The sequence below is a fragment of the Chroococcidiopsis sp. TS-821 genome, from assembly GCF_002939305.1.
In the GTDB taxonomy this organism is placed as follows: domain Bacteria; phylum Cyanobacteriota; class Cyanobacteriia; order Cyanobacteriales; family Chroococcidiopsidaceae; genus Chroogloeocystis.
Window position 1 is genome coordinate 1049102 of record NZ_MVDI01000001.1, and the last position, 21515, is coordinate 1070616.

The window sequence follows — 21515 nt, forward strand, 5'->3', positions numbered from 1 at the left end:
GTCATATCGTTATAGTTTCCCTCGCTAAACTCACTATTCATAATCTATAACCTTGAATATCCCCTAAGTTGGTTGTACTGCAAGAAAGCACGTATTTACATAGAAGTACGCGCTCTTGCCATCCTACGTTAATCGGTAGGAAAGCTCCAAAAGGCAGAAAATATGAACTTCCTAGCAGCACTGCTTGCCGTCGGACTTGCCCTGGTACACATTTTTGCAGGAAAGTTACGTTTTCTTGATACGATTCCCCGCAGTCGTTGGTTATCGATGGCGGGAGGTGTTTCGGTTGCTTATGTATTTGTGCATTTGTTACCCGAACTCAACGAAAGACAACACGCGTTTGAGCAGAGCACGAATGGCATTCTTGCTTACTTTGAAGACCACGTTTATCTCGTCGCGTTGTTTGGTCTTGCTGCATTTTATGGTTTAGAGCGTGCAGCAAATCTGTCACGTCGAAGTAATCGTAAAGCAGGGAAAAAAGATACGACTAGCTGGGACATTTTTTTGATTCACATCGTTTCCTTTTCGCTTTATAACGCGCTCATTGGCTATCTACTCGTTCATCGGCAAGAGCCAGAAGTCGCGAATCTATTACTGTTTTCCTTTGCTATGGCACTACATTTTATTGTTAACGATTATGGTCTGCGCGCAAACCACAAGCATGATTACGACCGCATAGGGCGCTGGATACTTGCGATCGCAATTGTTCTTGGCTACTCTGTCGGACGAGCGACAAAAATTGAGGAAATGGCAGTCAGTGCCTTGTTTGCGTTTGTTGGTGGTGGAGTCATTCTTAACGTGCTGAAAGAAGAACTACCAGAAGAACGCGAGAGTCGATTTTGGGCATTTGCGCTTGGTGCATTTGGTTATGCAGTAATATTACTCCTTACAGATTAGACCGCTAGCGCCTACAATAAATCACCTCTTATTTCTCCCACCTGTAATACCGTTTCGCTTTAAAGTTTCTACAAACAGACTGCAGAAAAGCAGAGGTGGTTCAGGAAAAATTAATTGTAGTTCTTATTCAAAGAAATGGTATAAGGCACTTTGAGTCGTTTAGAAGCCTCACTCCCCTTTTGACCGCGTTTATGCAGTTGTCGCAGGTTCCGCCGAAGCAAAGTGGCAAAGTACTGATGACTCTAACTGATTCTAGGACAGAAGATGACGATAATAAATAACAATGAAATCCTTGACAATATTACTAACTTGTGCAAGCAAAAGAAACACTTGCTGGGAAGTAATGGCAACTACTTTCTAGATACTTTGTGTAAATGTATTCTGCAAGAATAACAATTGAAAAAATTAGATATCATCGCATATGTTGTAGGAGTTAAAGCTTTGAGTTGACGAAGAACAGTTACATAACTTGCTTTATGCAAAAATCAAAAGTTTAATAATGTGCTAATCATATTAACCATTGTTATAGTCGAGGTTTTTCTATCAAGTCCAATTACTCATTTTTCAAGCTAGATTCAACACTAAGGAGATGTATTTGTGAACGTTAAAGTTATTATTAGTTTGTTGAAAGAAACTTTCGCTGAGTGGAATAAAGATAAAGTAGCTCGGATTGCCGCAGCGCTTGCATATTACACGATATTTTCGCTAGCACCACTGCTGATTATCGTTATTGCGATCGTAGGTTCGGTGTTTGGTGAAGAGGCGGCGCGAAATGAGATTGTCACCCAAATCGAAGGTTTAGTGGGCAGAGATGGTGCTGAATTTATTCAAACAGCAATTGAAAACGCTAGTCAACCAGCTGAAGGAACGTTTGCTTCGCTCATTAGCATTATTGTGTTGCTCTTTGGTGCAACAGGATTATTCGCTGAATTACAAGATGCACTCAATACAGTTTGGGAGGTAAAGCCTAAACCAAATCAAGGGTTACTCGTTGTCGTTCGCAACCGCTTTTTATCGTTTGCCATGATTTTGGGAATTGGCTTTTTACTTCTCGTCTCGCTCGTACTGAGTGCAGCTGTAGCAGCACTTGTCAATCTCTTCGGTAATTGGTTTCCTTTTTTGAGTTCTTTTTTACAGCTGCTTTCGTTTCTTTTTAGTTTTGTTGTGACGACCTTTTTATTCGCAGCTATCTACAAAATTTTACCAGATGTGAAAATTGCTTGGAATGATGTTTGGATTGGTGCAATTCTCACATCATTCTTGTTTTCCATTGGTCGATTTTTACTCGGTCAATATATCGGTAATAGCACTCTTGGTTCAATTTACGGTGCGGCGGGTTCGCTTGTCGTGATTCTTGTATGGGTGTTCTATGCTTCCCAAATTTTACTTTTGGGTGCAGAATTTACTCAAGTTTATGCTAGAAGATTTGGTTCGGGAATTGTTCCTGCAAAAAACGCTGTTCCTTTAAATCCTAAAGACCGCGCCGAACAAGGATTGACATCTAGCGACGAACAGTCTGAAGCAAGTACGCGTCCTCGTCGTCAGCGTTCCAACTTTCTAAGTCGCATTTTTGGTGGTTCTAAACGGCGATCGCCGCGTCGCAGAAATCGTCACTAACTCAACAGCGTAGTTATCCCATCGCGATCGCAATCGGCTAAATTCTATGAAAATCACTAGGAGCGACTCACGATCCAAAAAAAGCGTCGTTCATCTCGTGTAGTCCGTGTTGTCAATAAGGACGGGCGATTAAATGTTGTTGGTAGTAATAAATGGTATTCCTACTGGCGCGACCCGTACCATCTGTTGCTGACGGTTCCGTGGATTGGGTTTTTGGCGATCGTTACCCTAGGCTACATTACTGCTAATGCATTCTTTGCCTTGGCTTACTTGGTAGGAGGTAATGGAATTGCTAATGCGCGACCTGGTAACTTTTTTGACGCTTTCTTTTTTAGCATTCAAACGATGGCGTCGATTGGTTATGGTGCAATGTACCCGCAAACGCTCTATGCAAACATCCTAGTCACTATTGAATCTTTACTCGGCTTGATGGGGTTAGCAATGGGGACAGGATTAGCGTTTGCGCAGTTGTCACAACCTACCGCCAGAGTCATTTTCAGCCGTGTAGCAGTGGTTGATTCGCATAACGGAGTACCAACGCTGATGTTTCGCACCGCCAATAAGCGCCGCAATCAAATTTTAGAGGCTGAGTTACGCGTCCGTTTGGCGCGAGATGTAAGTAAACGCAGAAGGGCTGTTTATGCGCAGAGTGTACGATCTACCGCTTGTGCGCAGTCAGAATCCTAGCTTCGCGCTTTCTTGGACAGCAATGCACCCAATTGACGAATCTAGCCCACTGTATGGCGCTACACCTGAAATCCTTGCACAACAGGAAGCTTCGATTATTATTACGCTAATTGGTATTGATGAGACAGTTTCCCAAACAATTCACGCGCGTCACGTCTATATTGCACGCGATATTCTATGGAATATGCGGTTTGTGGATATTATGTTGCGAACTTTGGATGGCGATCGCTATCTCGATTATTCGCGCTTTCATAATGTCACGCTGCTATAATACCATTTCGCTTTGAAGTTTCTACAAATAGACCGTAGAGGGATCAGAGGAGAAAATTGTGGTTCTTATTCAGAGAAGTGGTACGAAATATTAAATAGCTATGCTATCCAAATTGATATAAAAAATGCTGAGCTATATTGAGAGAATCTCATACAACTCAGCAATTGATTAAGTTATGAAATTATTGGCTCAATATTGAGCTTTATTGCGTTACTAAACGGCTGCTGGTTCAGTTTCAGTGTTTACATGACCGTTAGTATCAACTTGCTCGTTAGCAATTTCTGGAGTAGGAGTAGAAGTGTCTGCAATATTGACTTTAACAACTTTACGACGCGCTTCTGTCACCTTGGGTAGCGTTAAGGTCAAAATGCCATTTTTGAACTCTGCTTGTACGCGATCGTTCTGAATAGCAACAGGTAAACCGACAACACGCTGAAACTTACCATAGCGAAATTCACTACGGAAAAGTCCGCGTTCTTGAGCTTGCTGTTCGCGACGATATTCACCGCGAATTGCGACTGCTTCTCTTGTTACTTGAACGTCTAAATCTTTACCTTCTACTCCAGGAATTTCAGCCCGCAGAATCAAGTTATCTTCAGTATCTTTTAACTCTACTGCTGGCTTCCAAAATGTTTCTAATTGCTGATTGCTACCTGCTAATTCGTCAAACACTCGATCCATTTGACGGCGTAGCGTTTCGATTTCTTGGAAAGGTTGCCAACGAATCAGTGCCATATCTAAATTCTCTCTTACTCTTAACTTTGGTTAATCATATTTGCTGCACATTTCTATAATGCCGAATCTGTACAGATTTGCTGGTGAGGTAAACCGGAGGAGCAAAGAGGTAAATACCCTACTTTAGGCTCATTTTGAAGTTTGACATGATAGAGCAAAAAGTATTAATAGCAAACATTATCTAAAGCACAAGTATTGCGATCGTAAAGTTATGAAAATGCTGTCAAAAACCAAATAAACTTATCTGAATATTTATTTAAAAGTTGTCAACGACAGTAATATTTTGTCAGATACAGTCCCAACTTCCTTCAAAGGACAGCGATACAGCATGGGCTGCGCTCTTCCATGGGTAAAACCGATTACAAAGAACTACAAATATCCTTGAAATTGATTTTTTGTTACGCTGTAGCATCAGCTATGTATAAGATTTGAAGTGCTAGCACCTCAAAAAACCTATTTTTCAGATGAATATTATGAATTGTTGTGATTTCTAAATCAAGCGATCGCTTGATTTAAACTTGTAGCACTAGAATTGAGATTCTAGATTTTTTTGAACGAGTGTTGCTGTGGCTGCTAGCTCAAGTGCCTCGAATAAATTACATCCTCTGAAGTTCTCGTCAGTTTGAACGGACAGCGATTAATCTATGGCAATGAATTCAGCGGTGTGTCAGCAACACTCGAAGCGCGAAACACCCCTGACTCCTTAAAGTGTGGAAATACTAACTTTCTAACGCTTGTCTCGTGCCAATTTTTCGGCGATCGCTTCTCGAATCCAAGGTGCTAGTGCATTCCCCGCAACGGCTCGTAGTTCGGCTTCTAAACTAGGGGGAAGACGAATGCTGATTGGTTTACTGATAACTGGCTCGGAATCGGTAATAAATCTCCCAGATTTGAGATCTCGTTTGCTCATAGCAGCAGGGATTGGGTTTTAGGTAAGTGGGTAAAAATAAATGTAACTGAAAGGTTGGTAACTGGTCATTGGTTGTTAGAAAAAATACCTATTACCCGATATACAGTGATACCCACATACTTATTTACTTTAACGAACCACAGAAAAGCTAGTCTCGTGCAAAAGTATCCGCCATTGAGGGAACTAGTATGCCCAAAAAGCGCAAATTTGAGGTGGCGATCGCTATATAAAAAATCCCCCAGCGTGATTGCTAGGGGTTTGAGAAACTATGCTAAATGATTAGCTGACGGAAGATAGTAACAACTCTTTGTTGGCTACTTTTTCTACCTTTACTTCGCCGCGATCGTCAACGTCAACGATAGCCTTGTCTCCGACTTTGATTGAACCTGCTAGCATCGCTTCGGCTAGGCTGTCTTCAAGTAGTCGCATGATGGCGCGACGTAATGGTCTTGCACCGTAGCTGGGGTTGTAGCCTTCTTGGACTACGCGGTCTTTGAATTTAGCGGTCACTTCAAGCTCGATTCCTTGTTCAGCTAAGCGGGTAGAAACTTCGCGTAACAGAATATCGGCAATTTGCGTGACTTCTGGCTTGGTTAACTGACGGAAGACAATGATATCGTCTACGCGGTTGAGAAACTCAGGGCGGAAGTGTTGCTTGAGTTCTTCGTTCACTAGATTGCGAATGCGACTGTAGCTTGATTCACTTTGACTATCAGTAATCTCAAAACCTAAACCACCGCCTCCTTTTTCGATGACTCGCGAGCCGATGTTGGAAGTCATAATCAGTAGCGTATTCTTGAAGCTGACTGTACGACCTTTGGCATCGGTCAAGCGACCATCATCCATGATTTGTAACATCATGTTGAAAACATCAGGGTGTGCTTTCTCGATTTCGTCGAATAGCACTACAGTGTAAGGTCTGCGACGCACTGCTTCTGTTAGTTGTCCGCCTTCGTCGTAACCAACGTATCCTGGAGGTGAACCAATTAGCTTAGATACTGTGTGACGCTCCATGAATTCGGACATATCAAGGCGAATCATCGCATCTTCTGAACCGAAGAAATAAGCAGCTAGTGCTTTGGTTAGTTCGGTTTTACCAACTCCCGTAGGACCTGAGAAGATAAAGCTCGCGATTGGGCGATCGGGACTCTTTAAGCCGACTCGCGCGCGGCGAATTGCTCGCGAAACTGCGGTGACAGCTTCTTGTTGACCGATAATCCGCTGATGAAGCGTATCTTCTAAGTGTAATAGCAACTCAGATTCGGTTTCTGTCAACTTATTGACGGGTACGCCAGTCCAGGAAGCAACGATTTGGGCGATGTCTTCTTCGTCCACAACCGGAGTGTTGACGTTTTTGTTTTGATTTTCAGAAATCGCTTTGATTTGGGCTTCGAGTTCTAACTCGCGATCGCGTAGTTGTCCAGCTTTATCAAAGTCTTGTGCTTTGACGGCAGCTTCTTTAGCGCGCGATACTTGGACTAATTCGCGTTTGAGTTCGCTGGTTGCAGATGCTTGCGAGTTTCTCAACCGAACGCGCGAACCTGCTTCGTCAATCAAGTCGATGGCTTTATCAGGTAAGAAGCGATCGCTAATGTAACGGTCTGATAGCTTCGCAGCAGCTTCGAGTGCGTTATCGGTAATTTTGACGCGGTGATGTTGTTCGTAAGTACCGCGTAAACCGTGCAGAATCTCAATCGTTTCATCGACTGAAGGTTCGCCAACCATAATCGGTTGGAAACGACGCTCAAGTGCAGCATCGCGTTCGATGTGCTTGCGGTATTCGTCTAAAGTTGTAGCACCAAGACACTGCAATTCACCGCGGGCTAAAGCTGGCTTGAGGATGTTCGCTGCATCCATACCACCTTCCACACCGCCAGTACCGATCAAAGTGTGAATTTCGTCAATCACTAAGATGATGTTACCCGCAGCGCGAATTTCATCCATGATGGCTTTGATGCGTTCTTCAAAGTCACCTCTAAAGCGCGTACCCGCAATCAGTAAGCCCATGTCTAGGCTGACGACTTGGCGATCTTCGAGGATATCAGGAACGTTTTGGGTAACAATGCGTTGGGCGAGTCCTTCGGCGATCGCGGTTTTACCAACGCCAGGTTCGCCGATTAATACAGGATTGTTCTTTGTCCGCCGTCCGAGAATCTGAATTGCGCGTTCGATTTCTTTCTCGCGTCCCACAACTGGGTCAAGCTTGCCTTCGGCGGCGAGTTTCGTTAAATTGGTGCTAAATTCGTCTAAAGTTGCTGTTTTGCTGGCACTCCGACCACTGCGGCGATCGGTATTACCCACAGAAACCGCTGCTACTTCTCCGTGCTTTTTAATAACTGCGGTGCGAATTTGTTCGGGGTGAATACCTAAATTACTCAGGACTTTCGCTGCTACACCGTCGCCTTCGCGAAGTAATCCGAGTAGAATGTGTTCTGTATCAATGTAGTTGTTTCCGAGTTGCCGAGCTTCAGCTAGAGCTTGCTCAAAAACACGCTTAACTTTGGGAGTGAAAGGAAGTTCAGCGGGGACGAATCGATTTCCCCTACCGATAATTTTTTCTACTTCTGTGCGTGCATCTTGGAGGGATACTCCTAGCTCGGTCAGCACTTTTGCTGCTACTCCCGTACCTTCTCCAATCAAGCCTAAAAGAATCTGCTCGGTTCCTACCAAGTTGTGTCCCAGGCGACGTGTCTCCTCCTGAGATAGCATGATTACCTTGATGGCTTTATCTGTAAAGTATTCAAACATCGTGGTTTCCTTTACCGAGCTTGTTTAGGTAGGGCTATTAACCCTTACATAAACTTTCATATAGTTATGTTTAATGTAACTTTATGCAAACAACTCCCACAGTGGGAACAGCCGTAATTGTGAAGGAGTGTTACCCGCCTATCTTTGACGTAAACGTTAGTGTAGGTCAAAGTGAAGGTGAGTTATCGATCCTATGTTGGTTACTATTACCAGTTACCCATTACCAAGCTATACACCCAATTCTTGCCCAAGTATTACCGAGATTTGTTCCTCTTAGTAGAATCTTTTTCGTAGCGAGCAGCGTCTAATACTATTAAGATCCTTAAAACTGAATAAACTGAAGTAGTTTATTACTGAATAATTCTCAAAGTAGTCGATTGTGTCTATAATAAGCCGTACCCTGGTTGATCCCAAATCGATAAAACTAACTAACCAACGGAAAACAAAAGCGATCTTGACAAAAGGTTTAGAGATGGCTTTCCGCTCTGGACGAGAATGCTTTCAGGTTCTAAAAGGAATTGACTTAGACGTTTCTCCTGGCGATATTCAACTATTGATGGGACCATCGGGATCGGGAAAGACGACATTGCTGTCGATTTTGGCAGGTTTGCTGACACCAACTGCGGGTAGTGTTTATTTACTCGGTGAAGAGATTACAAAAATGTCTCGCGAAAAGTTAGCACGCTTTCGCTTAGAGAATATTGGGTTTATTTTTCAAGGCTTTAACTTGTTTCCAGCATTGACAGCAGCCGAAAATGTCGAATTAGTCCTGAACATTAAAGGAATTAAAGGACGGATAGCACGCAATCAAGCAAAATATCTACTCGAACAGGTAGGCTTAGGTAGTCACGCGAAATACAAACCAGGAGATTTATCTGGCGGACAGAAACAGCGAGTGGCGATCGCCCGTGCATTAGCAGGTAATCCGCAATTAATTATGGCAGATGAACCGACAGCCGCATTAGACTCGCGTAGCGGACACAACGTCATCGAGTTACTGCGGATCTTAGCCAAAGAAGAAGGCTGTACGGTACTCATGGTAACGCACGACCCGCGAATTATTGATGTCGCCGATCGCGTTGCGTATATGGAAGATGGAGTTTTACGGCAAGAATGAAGGTAAAAAAATGCAGATTTCCGATCTTTACCTAACAAGATCCCTGAAGCGCTTTAACGATTTCTAATAAAGTTGTTTCAACTGAACGCGGTTCCCAGCCTAACTTTTGACGTGCTTTTGTCGCATCAACGCGCACGCAGCGATCGTAAATATAGTGAACGCGTTCGCGACTTAAAGGTGGTTGCCATTGTAACAAGCGTCCAATGGGATCGAGAAGATTTCCAGCTAGCCTAACAACAGATTTCGGCGCTTCCCTAGGAACAGGAATTCCTGTTTGTTGGCTTAAAAGTTCAAACATTTCTCGTATCGAAAGTTCTCCCGCAGAAATGATGTAGTGTTCTCCAGATGGGCTTTTCTCAGCGGCTAGCAGCATCGCCTCAACCAAGTCATCGACATGAACGATTCCGGTAATGCGATCGCCTCCCGCCCACAACTTTAAGCGCCCTTTGAGAAATTGCTGCAACACAGGACCAAAATGCGGATCGTCTGCACCAAAAATTCCTGATGGTAAAACGCTAACAACTGGAAGCCCTTGGGATGCGAATTCGTCGACAATTTGCTGGGCTTGATATTTTGTGCGATCGTAAGCTGAGGAAAAATCGGTTTGTCGGCGTTGAAATGTCTCATCGACAACTTCGCCTTTGGTATCGCCAAAAATGCCGATCGTGCTGCAATATATAATTTTTGATACCCCTGATGCTTGGGCAACTTCCATCACTGCGCGAGTTCCCTCGACATTGACGCGCTGCATTTTATCTGCATCGACTAACCCTAGTTCAACATACGCGGCGGAATGAAATACCGTATCAACACCTTGCATTGCCGTTTGCAAAGCATCGCGATCTGCGATATCACCATAGACGAGTTGCAACTGAGAATCAGCAAGGCGCGATAAGTTACTTGACTGGCGTACCAAACCAACAACTTGTACGCCGCGCTGTTGTAGCGCTTGAACTAAATGGGAACCAGTAAAGCCATTAGCTCCCGTGACGAGTGCCTTCATAGGGCTTTTTCGTAGATACGATACGTTTTATATATTTTGCCACCTGCGGCTTCAATGAGTTTACGCGAGGGATAATTATCCTCGTACACCCACGATAGTTCTGCACGTTTGTACGGCTTACCTTTTTGAATTCCGCCTTGCATTCCCAGATAGATTAAAGCTAAAGGTACCATTTTCAAGCGATACTCTGGTAGCGAGCAAATTGTAATCACTCGTCCGCGATCGATTTGACGGCGATACCACAGAAACTTGAGAATTCCTAACCAGTTTAATTTCCCGTTGACGTGCTTTAGGGGAATATTGTAATCAGGCAAACCCATGAAAAAGCCGATCATTTCGCCGTTGTATTCAGCAATGGGGAACACGTCAGGGTCTACGATGCTTTGTAATTCTTTCGCTTCTGCGAGAAATTCGGCTTCGCTGCGGGGTGTGGAACTCCAGCTATGCGCAAACGCGCGATTGAAAAGATGATAGATGGCGATCGCATCTTTCTCAAAACCTTCTCCCTTGGTTCTAATCGGACGAAAGTTAACACCCGATTTACAAGCTACGCGATGTGCTTTTTCAAATTCTTTGGGTAAAGGTTTATCTAAGGGGAAATCATACGCATAAGCATCTTTTGCTTTATGCCAACCATCACGTTCAATAAACTCTGGATAGTACGGCGGATTATATGGCATCATTACTAGCGGTGGCGAGTCAAATCCATCGACTAAAAAGAAACAACGGTTATGTGTCGATAAGTCGATGGGACCTCGAACGCGACTCATACCTTGTGCGCGCAACCACTCGCTTGCTGCTGTGAGTAATGCTTGCGCAACGTCAAAGTTGGGAACGCATTCAAAATAGCCAAATAACCCGACGTTATCTCCTTCGCGTTCGATCAACCGCTGATTAACTGCGGCGACAATTCTACCCACGGGCTGAGGATTATTTACATCTTGCGATAGGGCAACGAATTGTTGCAGCTTTCCATACTGAGAGAAAGGATACTCAGAAGTAAATTCTTTGGCGATGCTGCTGCGAATCGGTGGAACCCAATTTGGGTCGCTACCATAAAGTTTCGCTGGTAGATTCAGAAATAACTCCTGCTCTTTTGGAGTCGTTACCGCCCGAATCTGGAAATTTGTTGATTGTGTAAGCACTTTAATTCACCAAGCAATTTAGCTAATCGCCAGTAAGTTAGGCGCTGAGCGTTGGTTTATAAAATAAATCTCTGGTAGCTACCATACCTGCAACTAAGCGATCCATCTCTTCACGCGAGTGTAAAGCGTTTGCAGTAATGCGCAAGCGAGGTTTGGCGATAAACCAGATCGGTGACACCCATATTCCATAGTTATGCATCAATTGTCGCGCAAAGATTTTCGGATTGATTTCTGATGGTAAAATAACAGGAACGACATTAGTTTCACCAATCGCGACAAAATCATGTTCCGCAAGACGCGATCGCAAGTAGCGCGTATTTTCTTGCAGTTTTTGGACTAATTCAGGACGTTGGCGCACTTGGCGAATACTTTCTAACGCCGCTGCTGCAAGTGGTGGTGAAAGCGAAATTGTCCCGATTGACGTTGGCGAGACATTGAGGAGGGGTTTTAACTCAGCAACGTGCGTGCTAATTGCTGCACCCGCTGACGCGGCAAACTTTGAAAAAGTCGTCATAATCAGCGGTGCTACGCCGCGTTCAATTGCCTGTGAGGGCAAAATACCAAAATGTTCGTAAATTCCGCGTCCTGTGGCTCCTAAGGCGCCGCTAGCATGGGCTTCATCCATTAATAGCACGCTACCTTCGTAGTGGTGTAGCACGTTGAGCATATCGGGGAGTGGTGCGATGTCACCATCCATCGAGAATACGGCATCCGAGACGACTAAAATGCGATCGCTAGGTCGAGCATAGCGCTGCAACTTCCGCCGCAAGTCTTCGACATCACAATGGCGATAAGGCTTTACTCTGACTTGAGGACTATGGCTAAATACTTTTCCCGAACGCGTTCCTGCATTAACAACAGCAGAAACAATACAACCATGATTTAATACATCAGTCAAAATCAGTGTCTCGCGTGTATTTTGAAATCCTGGAACAGGAATTGCTTGATGACAAAAGGCATCCATCATTGCTTGCATTGCCATCCACGCATTAAGAAATAGCTGTGTATGCGGTAGATGCTTGAACGCAGAGATTTCGTCTTCTAGCTGTTGGTGTAATGTAATTCGTCCACTTAAAACGGATGTAGAACTATTCGATGTGCCATACTGTAAAATTGCATCAATCGCTGCTTGCTTCACAGCTTCACACTGTACAAGTCCCAAAACATCGTTGGTGCAGAAAGTCAGAACAGTTCTTTTTTCACCTGTATCTGCGTCAGAAATATCGACGAGATTACCTTGCTTGCGATGACAAACGTACTCATCAGGATCGAGTCCGCTTTCGTACCACCTTTGAACGTACTCTTTAATAACTTGCACTAATTTACTCCCCTCACCTTTATCCCAGATAGCTTATCCTGTTTGAGTTAAGAAATTGCCTTTGGTTAGGTAGTTAACGCTATCCAGATTTAAAAAAACGTAGCATAGGATAAAAAGTAATAGTAATTTATGAATAAATTGTTAAGACCCATTCGTACTTGTAGAATTGGTAATTGTTTCTCGCTCCTGATATTTTAAGGACGGTTGTATTGATTTTTGCATAAATTGTTCATATTGCCGGATAATTAATCTTTGAATAGCAATGATTGCTGGATTAATTTCTACATATCTGCGTTGGGGATTTGCAAGATAGTTGCGCTGTTCGCTTTCGATCATTTCGATGTCTTGTGCGAGAAACTTAGACAAGACGAAGCGTTGAAGTAAAGGTACTAGCAAAGGTTTGAGCGGTCGTATTACCCATTGTGGCAGGCGGACTTTAAAAAAGAATAACGCAAATGAACGACTTTCTTTTGGTCCTATAGGTAAGCGCATCAAGTATAAAGAGGAAACGCCTTGCAGTGAGGTTGCATAGTGTGGGTAACGATACTCTACAGTAATTGGCAATGTAGTAACAGTATCAGCGCGATCGCTCAATCCCAGAAACTTCGCCATCTGTCCTTTATAGGAAACATTGTACTTGGCGCAAACGGAAGTTTCAGTTTCTTTGAGGCTGAGTAAAACGGGATCGAACCAGCCTTGTAATCCTTGATGCAGAAATCCATGAAACACATCCATTGTGTTTTCATTGCAGATCGAAAAATGTGCCTGAAAGTGAGCAGAAATTGGTACGACTAACCACTCACTCTCAAAGAACTCTGGAATATGAGGTAATTGACAAGTTGTAGCAAGACTAGGTTCCCCAGGAAAAATCCAAATCAGATTGTATTTTTCTTGGATGGGATAACTGCGAACGGTTGCACGCGGTAGCTTTTGTTTTTCTGGTAAGTAAGGAATTTTTACGCAATTTCCTTGATTATCAAATTCCCAGCCATGGTAAGCGCAAGCAAGGTTACAACCGTGGACTTTACCTTTGTGCAATGCAACGCCTTTGTGCGGGCAAAAATCTTCGAGGGCGTGAAGTTGACCGTCGATATCGCGGTAAACTGCGATCGCCTGCTGCCAGATAACGACAGGTATAATTTCCCCAGGTTTGAGTTGATTTGCCCAACTTACTGCATACCAATGATTTGGGTTAATTCCTACCTCACGGACAGCATTTTGCACAGTGTGACTTGTGAGTGTTGTCGCCAGTTCCATAGACGAGTGCTGTTGGCTTTGTATGTGACAATATTTAGCCTCTCGCCCAGAGAAAGTCAATCAATCTTAGATTATTTATACTGTTACCGGAAACAGCAGATCGCTGCACTTAAACGTAATTTTTACCTGTTCGCGAACTATGTTTAACCTGCTCTTAATCCTGACAAACGTCTGGAATGTTAAAGATCAAGGCGTAGGAAGGAAATGAGAGTCAGTTCATGTCCATTCGACGCCCCGATATTGTTCTTTTAGTCCTCGATACTCAGCGGAGCGATCGCCTCTCGTGTTACGGGTATGCTAAAGAAACCTCTCCCAATTTAGACGCGTTTGCTGCCAGTGCAACTCTATTCAGAAATGCAGTTTCGGCAGCGCAATGGACAGTGCCTTCCCACGCTTCTATGTTTACGGGGTTGTATCCTTCGGCACATCAAGTCTTGCAATCCTATTCAGTACTGCCCAGTCATATTACAACTCTGGCAGAACGGTTGAGTGCTAATGGTTATTACACTGCTGGATTTTGTAACAATCCGCTGGTAGGGGTTATCAATAATGGCTTACGGCGAGGATTCTACAGCTTTTTGAACTACAGTGGCTTACTCACTTCACGACCCAATCAAGCTGGATATTCGCCACAACTGCTTGACCGTTACCGTCAGGCGTTTAAGCGGTTGCTAGCTGGAGCCTTAAACTGGGTACAAGATTCCTTTGCACGCTCGGAATTGCTGCTAGCATTTTCGTTTACACCCCTAATGGTGCCTCTGTGGCAAACAGCACTTAGCTTCAAAGGCAATACCTCAAAGTCACTAGATGATGCAGCGCAATTGTTGATTAATCGGCGAGGATTAGGTGACGAGCAGCCAATTTTTACGTTTATTAATCTCATGGGCACTCACATGCCTTACCATCCTCCACGCTTGTATGTTGAGCGGTTTGCGCCCCACGTGCTGCAAGACAAAGCAGCGCAGCATTATTTGCAACAATTTAATAGCGATATTTATGGTTGGTTAGCTCCCCTAGCAGATGCTCTAGATGAGCGGCAGAAAATGACATTAGATGGGATGTATGATGCCGAAGTTGCCCATCAAGATGACCAACTTGGCGCGTTCTTGCAGAAATTGCAGGAAAATGGGGCATTGAACAATACGTTGACGATCATCTGCTCCGACCATGGAGAACATTTAGGCGAAAAACACTTCGTTGGACATTCAATTTCACTCTACAACGAACTCGTGCGAGTGCCTCTAATTATCCGCGATTCCACCGGTACATTTCCTAGGGGAGCGATTCGTGAAGATGTCGTTTCAACCCGATGTTTGTTCCATACTGTATTGGCGGCTGCAGGGTTGGCAAGTGAAATAGAAGAACCGCTGTCGTTAGCGCATTCCTCTGCGAGTAGCGATCGCCAAGTGTTTGCCGAAGCCATTCCTCCACAAAATGTTGTGAATCTACTTTACAAACGCCAACCAGAGTTAGTGCTATCCCATGCTTGCGATCAACCCCGACGTGCGGTGTGGATTGGCAATCACAAGTTGATTGAAACAGGAGGCGACCGCCTGGAATTGTATGATGTTCGCAATGACCCGCAAGAAAGTTTGAATCTCACAGACATCTTTCCTGAAAGCGTTGAGTTTTTGCAGGAATGTTTGCAGCTATTTGCTGCGAATGGAGAAGCAATTACTACCTTGGAACGCGCTTTCAGTTACGACGACCCTGAATTGCAAAGAAGGTTACGCAATTTAGGCTATCTAGAAGACTAATCTTCATGTAATTTATTCATGCTCTATGTACCCCCCTGTTGACCCCATCATTGTCCAAATCGGACCTCTAGCCCTACGGTGGTATGGACTATTGATAGTAGCTGCTATCGTTGCGGGAGTTACAGTTGCCAGTCGCGAAGTGGAAAGACGCGGACAAAAAAGCGATGATTTTTGGGACATGACGATCTGGGTTTTGATTCCAGCATTTATTGGTGCCCGATTGTATTACGTATTTGTTCAGTCACCGCGAGGTGAGAATGGGTTGGGTAAATTCTTGCAAAATCCAGCGATGATTCTACAAATTTGGCAGGGTGGTCTTCACATTTTTGGAGCATTCATTGTCGGAGCGATCGCCCTTTGGATATACACTCGCATCAAACGGTTACCCTTGCTTGTCTTTATGGATGCGATTGCGTTAAGTTTACCCCTAGCACAAGCAATCGGTCGTTGGGGTAATTTCATCAATCAGGAACTGTACGGACCACCCACTACCTTACCTTGGGGGTTACGCATAGATCCGAATCGTCGCATTGGTCCTTATCAAGACTTAACTACCTATCCAGAGACAACTCGTTTTCATCCTTTATTTCTCTACGAGTCATTGTGGAATTTTATTGGCTTTGGACTGATTTTTTGGATTTCTCGCCGCTTTAGCAGACAGTTACGTGATGGCGATATTACGTTGCTGTACTTAATTTGGTATCCTACTGGACGATTCTTTATCGAGTTTTTGAGAACCGATTCCTGGTTTTTTGCAGGGACTCCGTTTAATGTGGTGCATATTTTGTGTTTTGTTGCGGTTGTAGGTTCTGCGATCGTCCTTTACCGTCGTCATGGCTCTGGACAAAGTTCCTATTCAGGTACGTCATAAATCAATTTCACGCAGTCCTCATTGAGTTTGAAGCGCATGTCACCTAGGTCTTTGCCCCGCCTGCTGATCGTTGGATTAGATTGCATGGAGCCATCTTTAGTGTTTGAGCAATGGCGCAATAATCTTCCCAATTTCTCCCGTTTAATGGCACAGGGCAGTTACGGACGGCTAGAGAGCAGCATTCCTGCCATTACCGTGCCTGCTTGGAGTTGCATGATGAGTGGACGCGACCCCGGTGAATTGGGCATCTATGGCTTTCGCAATCGCTCTAGTCGAGGATATCAAAAAATGGCGATCGCCGATGGTCGTGCTGTTAAGGTTCCCCGTCTGTGGGATCTGCTGGGCGACGCAGGCTGGAAGGTAGCAGTCATCAGCGTTCCAGGAACTTCACCCCCCTATCCGGTCAAGGGACAATTAGTATCCTGCTTTCTGACGCCTAATCGCAGCGTGCCTCATACCTATCCTTCTGAATTAGCAAACCAAATTAGCCAATGGATGCCTGACTTTATACTTGACGTACCTGACTTTCGATCTGATGAGAAAGACCGCATTCTGCAAGATATTTATACCCTGTGCGACCAGCGGTTCACCCTGGCAGCTAAACTATTAGAACGCGAAGCACCAGATTTTTTGATGCTGGTGGATATGGGCGTCGATCGCATTCACCATTGTTTCTGGAAGTCAATGGATCCGAGTCATCCCCAATATCAGCCTAACTCGCCCTATAAAAATGCTATTCGTGACTATTACGTTTATGTCGATCGGCGTGTGGGTGAATTACTGAAGATTTGTGGCAATCAAACCGCAATCCTCATTGTATCGGATCATGGAGCGCGTCCGTTGATCGGAGGTATTTGCCTAAATGAATGGTTAATCGCTGAAGGATATCTTGTCTTGAAAGAAACGCCTGATGTTCCTACTTCCTTAGACGAGGTTGAGGTCGATTGGAGCCGTACCAAAGCTTGGGGCGCAGGAGGCTACTACGGTCGTGTTTTTTTAAATGTGCAGGGACGAGAACCACAAGGCGTGATTCCCCTAGCAGACTACGAACGGGAGCGATCGCATCTTGCCAAAAAGCTAGCTGCTATTCCTGCTCCTAACGGGCAACCCCTCAATACTCGCGTATTTAAGCCTCAACAGATTTATCAAAAAGTGCGAGGAATTGCTCCTGATTTGATTGTTTACTTTGACGATTTGGCTTGGCGATCGGTAGGCACTGTAGGTAGCAACTTACTCTATACTGCTAATAACGATACTGGACCTGATGATGCTAACCATGCGCAGTACGGACTAATGATTTTCTACGACTCCCAACAACCCGCGCAGGGAAAAGTTATCGAAAATGCTCAGATTTATGACATTTTGCCTACACTACTGCATCGCTATCAACTCGCGCGACCATCTAACCTCCGAGGAAAGGTGTTGCCAATTTGAAGCTATTCTCGCAGGCTAACAACTCAAACTAACAGCTAGCTACCAGGCAATTCCTCTTTAACCGCGCGTTCGCTGTATAACCAATTGTCGCCAGGATGGCATAAGAAGTTTACTCTTTTATGCTCAATGAGTTTTTTAAGTTGATTTGGGACACGGCGCCAGACGGCTCGCACCTGCACTCAAGCTGTTCCCTGCTCGATTGAACCAGGTACGACATCATGCCGTTCTCGCTCGCGGACTAACTATGCAAATGATTCACGCCCACATACAACATCTCAAAGTGGCACAAGATTACTCCTGAATTAATATATTGCGCACCTTGTCACTATCTAATCAATACTTTCTCCCAATTCGCGTAACCTTGCGGCTAAACGTTCAGCCCGTTGACGTTCTGCGGTTGCTATTTCTTGAGGCGTTTGGTAGCGATCGCCTTGCGCATTATACCAATATAAAGTTTCGCGTTGCACATTGCCAGATATATATTGTCCTCGCCCAATACCCAAACCAATTTCTGGCATCCAAAATGGCTCCTCAGTTTGCAGCTGATACTCGCCATTGACTAGCTGATAAACCTCAAAAGGTTGATGCGAGTCTCTGCGCCAATATTCTGGATTATAAATTACGTAATACAATAGTCCCAATTTGGCATAAATTTCAGCTTTGGTGTCGTATTCGCCTCCAGAAGACCAAGAGACAATTTCTAAAACAAACTTGGGGACAACATCGTTTTCTATCCCAAGTGACGTAACTTTTGCGCGATTTCCCTTGCTTGCGTCTTTCTACACCTAAACTTAAAAAGCCATCGGAACTGGGACGCGGACGTTGTCTCCAGTAGTATGGTAAATTCCCCTATCAACGCCAAAAAACCAATCGTTGCGGTTTTTCCAGATGCTTTCTAGTAAGAACAATAAAAAATTTGGGATGAAGTTTTGATCTTCGTTATCCACCGGAGTATCGTCAGAACAATGTAGCTCATCGCTCGTGGGTAGGTTTTGGCGCAGTTCGTAAGGTACCATTGAGACGCTCCCAACAAGAGGTGTCGATGTAAGTCTATTTTAGGAGTGAGGAAGTAGTGATTAGTGGTTGTGGCTGGTTGTAATTTCAGATGCTGCGGTGCTGGTAGGCACGGATTGCTAAGATGCTAAATACTACTGTAATTGCAGCACTCCATAGCAAAGTTTCGAGGACAAATCCTATTGCAGATCCACCTGTCGCCAATCCTCGCAGTGCTTGTGCAGCAGCTGAGACGGGGTTAATGGCAACAAAACCTTGCAACCATTGCGGAAAGCCTTCTAGCGGTACCAAACCAATACTGAGAAAAGTAAGTGGTAATAGCCATGATGTCATAGAAACTTGTACCGATTCGGGGGCTTTAGCTTTGACGGCGAAAAAGACGGCAATCCAACAAAAGGCTGATGCAAAAATGACTGGTAAAAGTAAAAACGCCAGGATTGACACGATACCAGTTTGAAAGCGAAACCCAATGAAGTAGCCGACGAATGTGATAATGATGACTTGCGCTAATAAACGTCCTGCACCGCCTAAAATTCTGCCAGCAAGTAAGGCAAATCGGGCGATTGGTAAAGTTCGCAGCCGTGTATCCATGCCACTATCAAGATCGTTGTATAGTGCTGTACCAATACTAGCGGTGCTAAACAGTAATCCTTGCACGATGCTTAAGGGAACGAGAAACTGCGCGTAATCGGCGTAACTTCCTTGTGGGACGACGACTCTAGCAAAGCTGGCGGTGAAAATCAGCATTAAGAACACAGGAAACCCAGTTGCACCGACAATGACTGCGGGGTTTCTGATGTCGAGTAGCAAGTTGCGTTGGGTGATGAGGGCAATATCGTTAATGGTACGAGTTATTCCACCCTCGCGGCGCTTTGCGACTAATTGAGATGCAGTAGGAAGTGTTGTCATGATTTTTGGTAAAGTCGAACTGCAATGAAGCCAAAAGCGACGAGTAGCCCAATTAGCCACACGAGTGACCACAGTAAGGGAACTAATAATTCAGTACCATTAACTAACGCGCGGAGTGCAGCAGCAGTGTGACTTACTGGTTGTGCTTGGACAAATGGTTGCAACCAGCGAGGGAAATTTTCGGCGGGACTAAAACCTGTACTTAATAGCAGTAAAGGTGCATAGGGAACAATCAACAACGAGTTGACTAAATCAGGTTGACGCAAAGCTAAAGCTAAGATTGCATAACCTGCTACAGCAGTTGTGGTGAAGAGTAACGTTAGCGCCAGATAGCCAAGAACAGCGATAAAATTTGTGTGGAAGCGAAATCCATATAAGTGCACAAAAGTCAACAAAATAATTGTGGCAGCGATCGCTCGCACTAAATACGCCAAAATCAACCCACCGAGTACCGCCGCCCGTGAAATTGGCATTGCCCGACAGCGTTGTAGCATTCCTGTTTTGATATCTTTCGCTAACGTCACCGCTGAACCCATGGCGGTAAAAAACATCGCTTGCAGCGTGATAATTGGAACGAGGTACTGAACGTAATCAATTCCCTGAAAGCTCATCAAGCGTTCAAAGGCTAGCAAAAAGCCGCTGAAAAATAAAATCGGAAACAGAACCACCGAGACAATCACAGCTGGAGTGCGACGCAGACGAATCAAGTTCCGCCAAGCAATCAGGAGACTATCAGATATCGCGCGGTTTATTCCTGACTCGTGTCGTAGTTTGACGAGTGTTTGTGCTTTCGCGTGTAAATCAGCGCTATTCACGATGCTTCATCTCCTGTAGCGTGACCTGTTAAGGCAAAAAAGACATCGTCTAAACTCGGACGACGCAGGGAAATATCAGCTAAAACAATACCTGTAGCGCTAACCCGCTGTACGACTTCTGATAAGGTGGCAACTCCCTTGGGTGCAGGAAGCGTTAATGTTGAGCCTCTACCTTGAAGATCGCCAAGATCTGCGAGTAGGCGTCGCACTTGCGGTTCGTCTTTAGGATCGGCTAACTCTAACTCACAAAACGTTCCGCCGACTCGGTTTTTGAGGTCGTCAGAAGTTCCTTCCGCAATCACAGTACCTCGGTCAATCACAACAATGCGATCGGCTAGTTCGTCGGCTTCTTCTAAATACTGCGTTGTTAACAAAATTGTGATTCCACGCGATCGCAAAACGCGTACCATTTCCCACAACTGACGGCGACTGCGGGGATCGAGTCCGGTAGTTGGTTCGTCGAGAAATAGCACTAAGGGTTCAGCGACGATACTCGCGGCGAGATCGAGTCTTCTACGCATCCCACCAGAAAATTCTTTAACGCGACGATGGCTTGCCTCGATTAAATCAAATTGTTCTAACAGTTCAGCGGCGCGGCGAGTTGCTTGTCTAGCTGATAAGCGTAATAACCTGCCAAAGAGAATCAAGTTTTCCCGCGCGGTGAGTTCTTCATCGACAGCCGCAAATTGTCCTGTCACGCCAATCAAAGCACGGACAGCCGCAGGTTGCTTGACGACATCATAGCCTGCGATCGCCGCCCATCCTTCATCCGGTTTAAGTAGTGTTGTTAAACAGTTGATTGTTGTCGTTTTACCTGCACCGTTAGGACCTAGCACGCCTAGTACTGAGCCAGCAGGAACGGCTAAATCAATTCCACGCAGCGCTACCATGTTGCCAAAACGCTTTTTGAGTCCCTTGGCTTGTACCATCATGTCTGTCATCAGTTTCTCAAGTGAGGTAAAGGGGTGAAACTAAATGTAGCTTGAAGCTTGGTGATTGGTAACTGGTTA

The 21515-nt window shown here is 44.7% G+C and carries 16 protein-coding genes and 2 pseudogenes; 7 read left to right on the forward strand and 11 right to left on the reverse strand.

Annotated elements, in window-relative coordinates; all coding sequences use genetic code 11:
• Positions 1–162 precede the first annotated feature (162 nt).
• The 3 genes and pseudogenes from B1A85_RS04805 (at position 163) to B1A85_RS24295 (ending at position 3472) form a co-directional block, all read left to right on the forward strand.
• Positions 163–897: a hypothetical protein gene (locus tag B1A85_RS04805; protein ID WP_104545745.1), complete on the forward strand. Its 735-nt coding sequence runs from the start codon at positions 163–165 to the stop codon at positions 895–897.
• Positions 898–1494: 597 nt separating this feature from the next.
• Positions 1495–2514, forward strand: coding sequence for a YihY/virulence factor BrkB family protein (locus B1A85_RS04815; protein WP_104545747.1), 1020 nt, complete (start codon positions 1495–1497; stop codon positions 2512–2514).
• 72 nt (positions 2515–2586) lie between these two features.
• A pseudogene (locus tag B1A85_RS24295) lies at positions 2587–3472 on the forward strand (ion channel).
• A gap of 213 nt (positions 3473–3685) precedes the next feature.
• Here the strand turns inward: B1A85_RS24295 and B1A85_RS04825 are convergent.
• The 3 genes from B1A85_RS04825 to B1A85_RS04835 form a co-directional block, all read right to left on the reverse strand.
• Positions 3686–4207 (reverse strand): Hsp20/alpha crystallin family protein, encoded by a 522-nt coding sequence (locus B1A85_RS04825; protein WP_104545748.1) that lies wholly within the window; start codon positions 4205–4207, stop codon positions 3686–3688.
• A gap of 727 nt (positions 4208–4934) precedes the next feature.
• Positions 4935–5117, reverse strand: coding sequence for a hypothetical protein (locus B1A85_RS04830; RefSeq protein ID WP_104545749.1), 183 nt, complete (start codon positions 5115–5117; stop codon positions 4935–4937).
• A gap of 279 nt (positions 5118–5396) precedes the next feature.
• Positions 5397–7865: an ATP-dependent Clp protease ATP-binding subunit gene (locus tag B1A85_RS04835; RefSeq protein WP_104545750.1), complete on the reverse strand. Its 2469-nt coding sequence runs from the start codon at positions 7863–7865 to the stop codon at positions 5397–5399.
• Between the two features lie 388 nt (positions 7866–8253).
• On the opposite strand from B1A85_RS04835, the gene B1A85_RS04840 reads away from it, so the two are divergent.
• Entirely contained in the window at positions 8254–8982 is a 729-nt protein-coding gene (locus B1A85_RS04840) for an ABC transporter ATP-binding protein (protein ID WP_371681633.1), read from the forward strand.
• Positions 8983–9013: 31 nt separating this feature from the next.
• On the opposite strand, the gene B1A85_RS04845 is transcribed toward B1A85_RS04840, so the two are convergent.
• The 4 genes from B1A85_RS04845 to B1A85_RS04860 all read right to left on the reverse strand — a co-directional run bounded on the left by B1A85_RS04845 (position 9014) and on the right by B1A85_RS04860 (position 13705).
• On the reverse strand, positions 9014–9985 hold the full coding sequence (locus B1A85_RS04845; protein ID WP_104545752.1) for an NAD-dependent epimerase/dehydratase family protein: 972 nt from the start codon (positions 9983–9985) through the stop codon (positions 9014–9016).
• The gene (locus B1A85_RS04850) at positions 9982–11130 is read right to left on the reverse strand and encodes a hypothetical protein (RefSeq protein WP_104545753.1); all 1149 of its coding nucleotides are present in this window, start codon (positions 11128–11130) and stop codon (positions 9982–9984) included. The genes B1A85_RS04845 and B1A85_RS04850 overlap by 4 nt, the downstream gene beginning before the upstream one ends.
• 37 nt (positions 11131–11167) lie before the next feature.
• Positions 11168–12448, reverse strand: a complete 1281-nt coding sequence (locus B1A85_RS04855; protein ID WP_104545754.1) for an aminotransferase class I/II-fold pyridoxal phosphate-dependent enzyme — start codon at positions 12446–12448, stop codon at positions 11168–11170.
• 141 nt (positions 12449–12589) lie between these two features.
• Positions 12590–13705 (reverse strand): aromatic ring-hydroxylating dioxygenase subunit alpha, encoded by a 1116-nt coding sequence (locus B1A85_RS04860; protein WP_104545755.1) that lies wholly within the window; start codon positions 13703–13705, stop codon positions 12590–12592.
• Between the two features lie 218 nt (positions 13706–13923).
• On the opposite strand from B1A85_RS04860, the gene B1A85_RS04865 reads away from it, so the two are divergent.
• The 3 genes from B1A85_RS04865 to B1A85_RS04875 are packed head-to-tail and all read left to right on the forward strand — an operon-like array spanning position 13924 to position 17767.
• A complete protein-coding gene (locus B1A85_RS04865; protein ID WP_104545756.1) occupies positions 13924–15462 on the forward strand; it encodes a sulfatase in 1539 nt (512 codons plus the stop codon).
• Between the two features lie 25 nt (positions 15463–15487).
• Positions 15488–16333: a prolipoprotein diacylglyceryl transferase gene (gene lgt / locus B1A85_RS04870; protein ID WP_104545757.1), complete on the forward strand. Its 846-nt coding sequence runs from the start codon at positions 15488–15490 to the stop codon at positions 16331–16333.
• 36 nt (positions 16334–16369) lie between these two features.
• Complete coding sequence (locus B1A85_RS04875; RefSeq protein WP_104545758.1) at positions 16370–17767, forward strand: alkaline phosphatase family protein; 1398 nt, start codon at positions 16370–16372, stop codon at positions 17765–17767.
• A gap of 329 nt (positions 17768–18096) precedes the next feature.
• Here B1A85_RS04875 and B1A85_RS25950 read toward each other — a convergent pair.
• From B1A85_RS25950 to B1A85_RS04895, 4 genes and pseudogenes are all read right to left on the reverse strand, one after another.
• A pseudogene (locus tag B1A85_RS25950) lies at positions 18097–18783 on the reverse strand (Uma2 family endonuclease).
• A gap of 85 nt (positions 18784–18868) precedes the next feature.
• Positions 18869–19690, reverse strand: a complete 822-nt coding sequence (locus B1A85_RS04885; protein WP_104545759.1) for an ABC transporter permease — start codon at positions 19688–19690, stop codon at positions 18869–18871.
• Complete coding sequence (locus B1A85_RS04890) at positions 19687–20505, reverse strand: ABC transporter permease (protein WP_104545760.1); 819 nt, start codon at positions 20503–20505, stop codon at positions 19687–19689. Before B1A85_RS04890 ends, B1A85_RS04885 begins: the two co-directional genes overlap by 4 nt.
• The gene (locus B1A85_RS04895; protein ID WP_104545761.1) at positions 20502–21446 is read right to left on the reverse strand and encodes an ATP-binding cassette domain-containing protein; all 945 of its coding nucleotides are present in this window, start codon (positions 21444–21446) and stop codon (positions 20502–20504) included. Before B1A85_RS04895 ends, B1A85_RS04890 begins: the two co-directional genes overlap by 4 nt.
• Positions 21447–21515 lie beyond the last annotated feature (69 nt).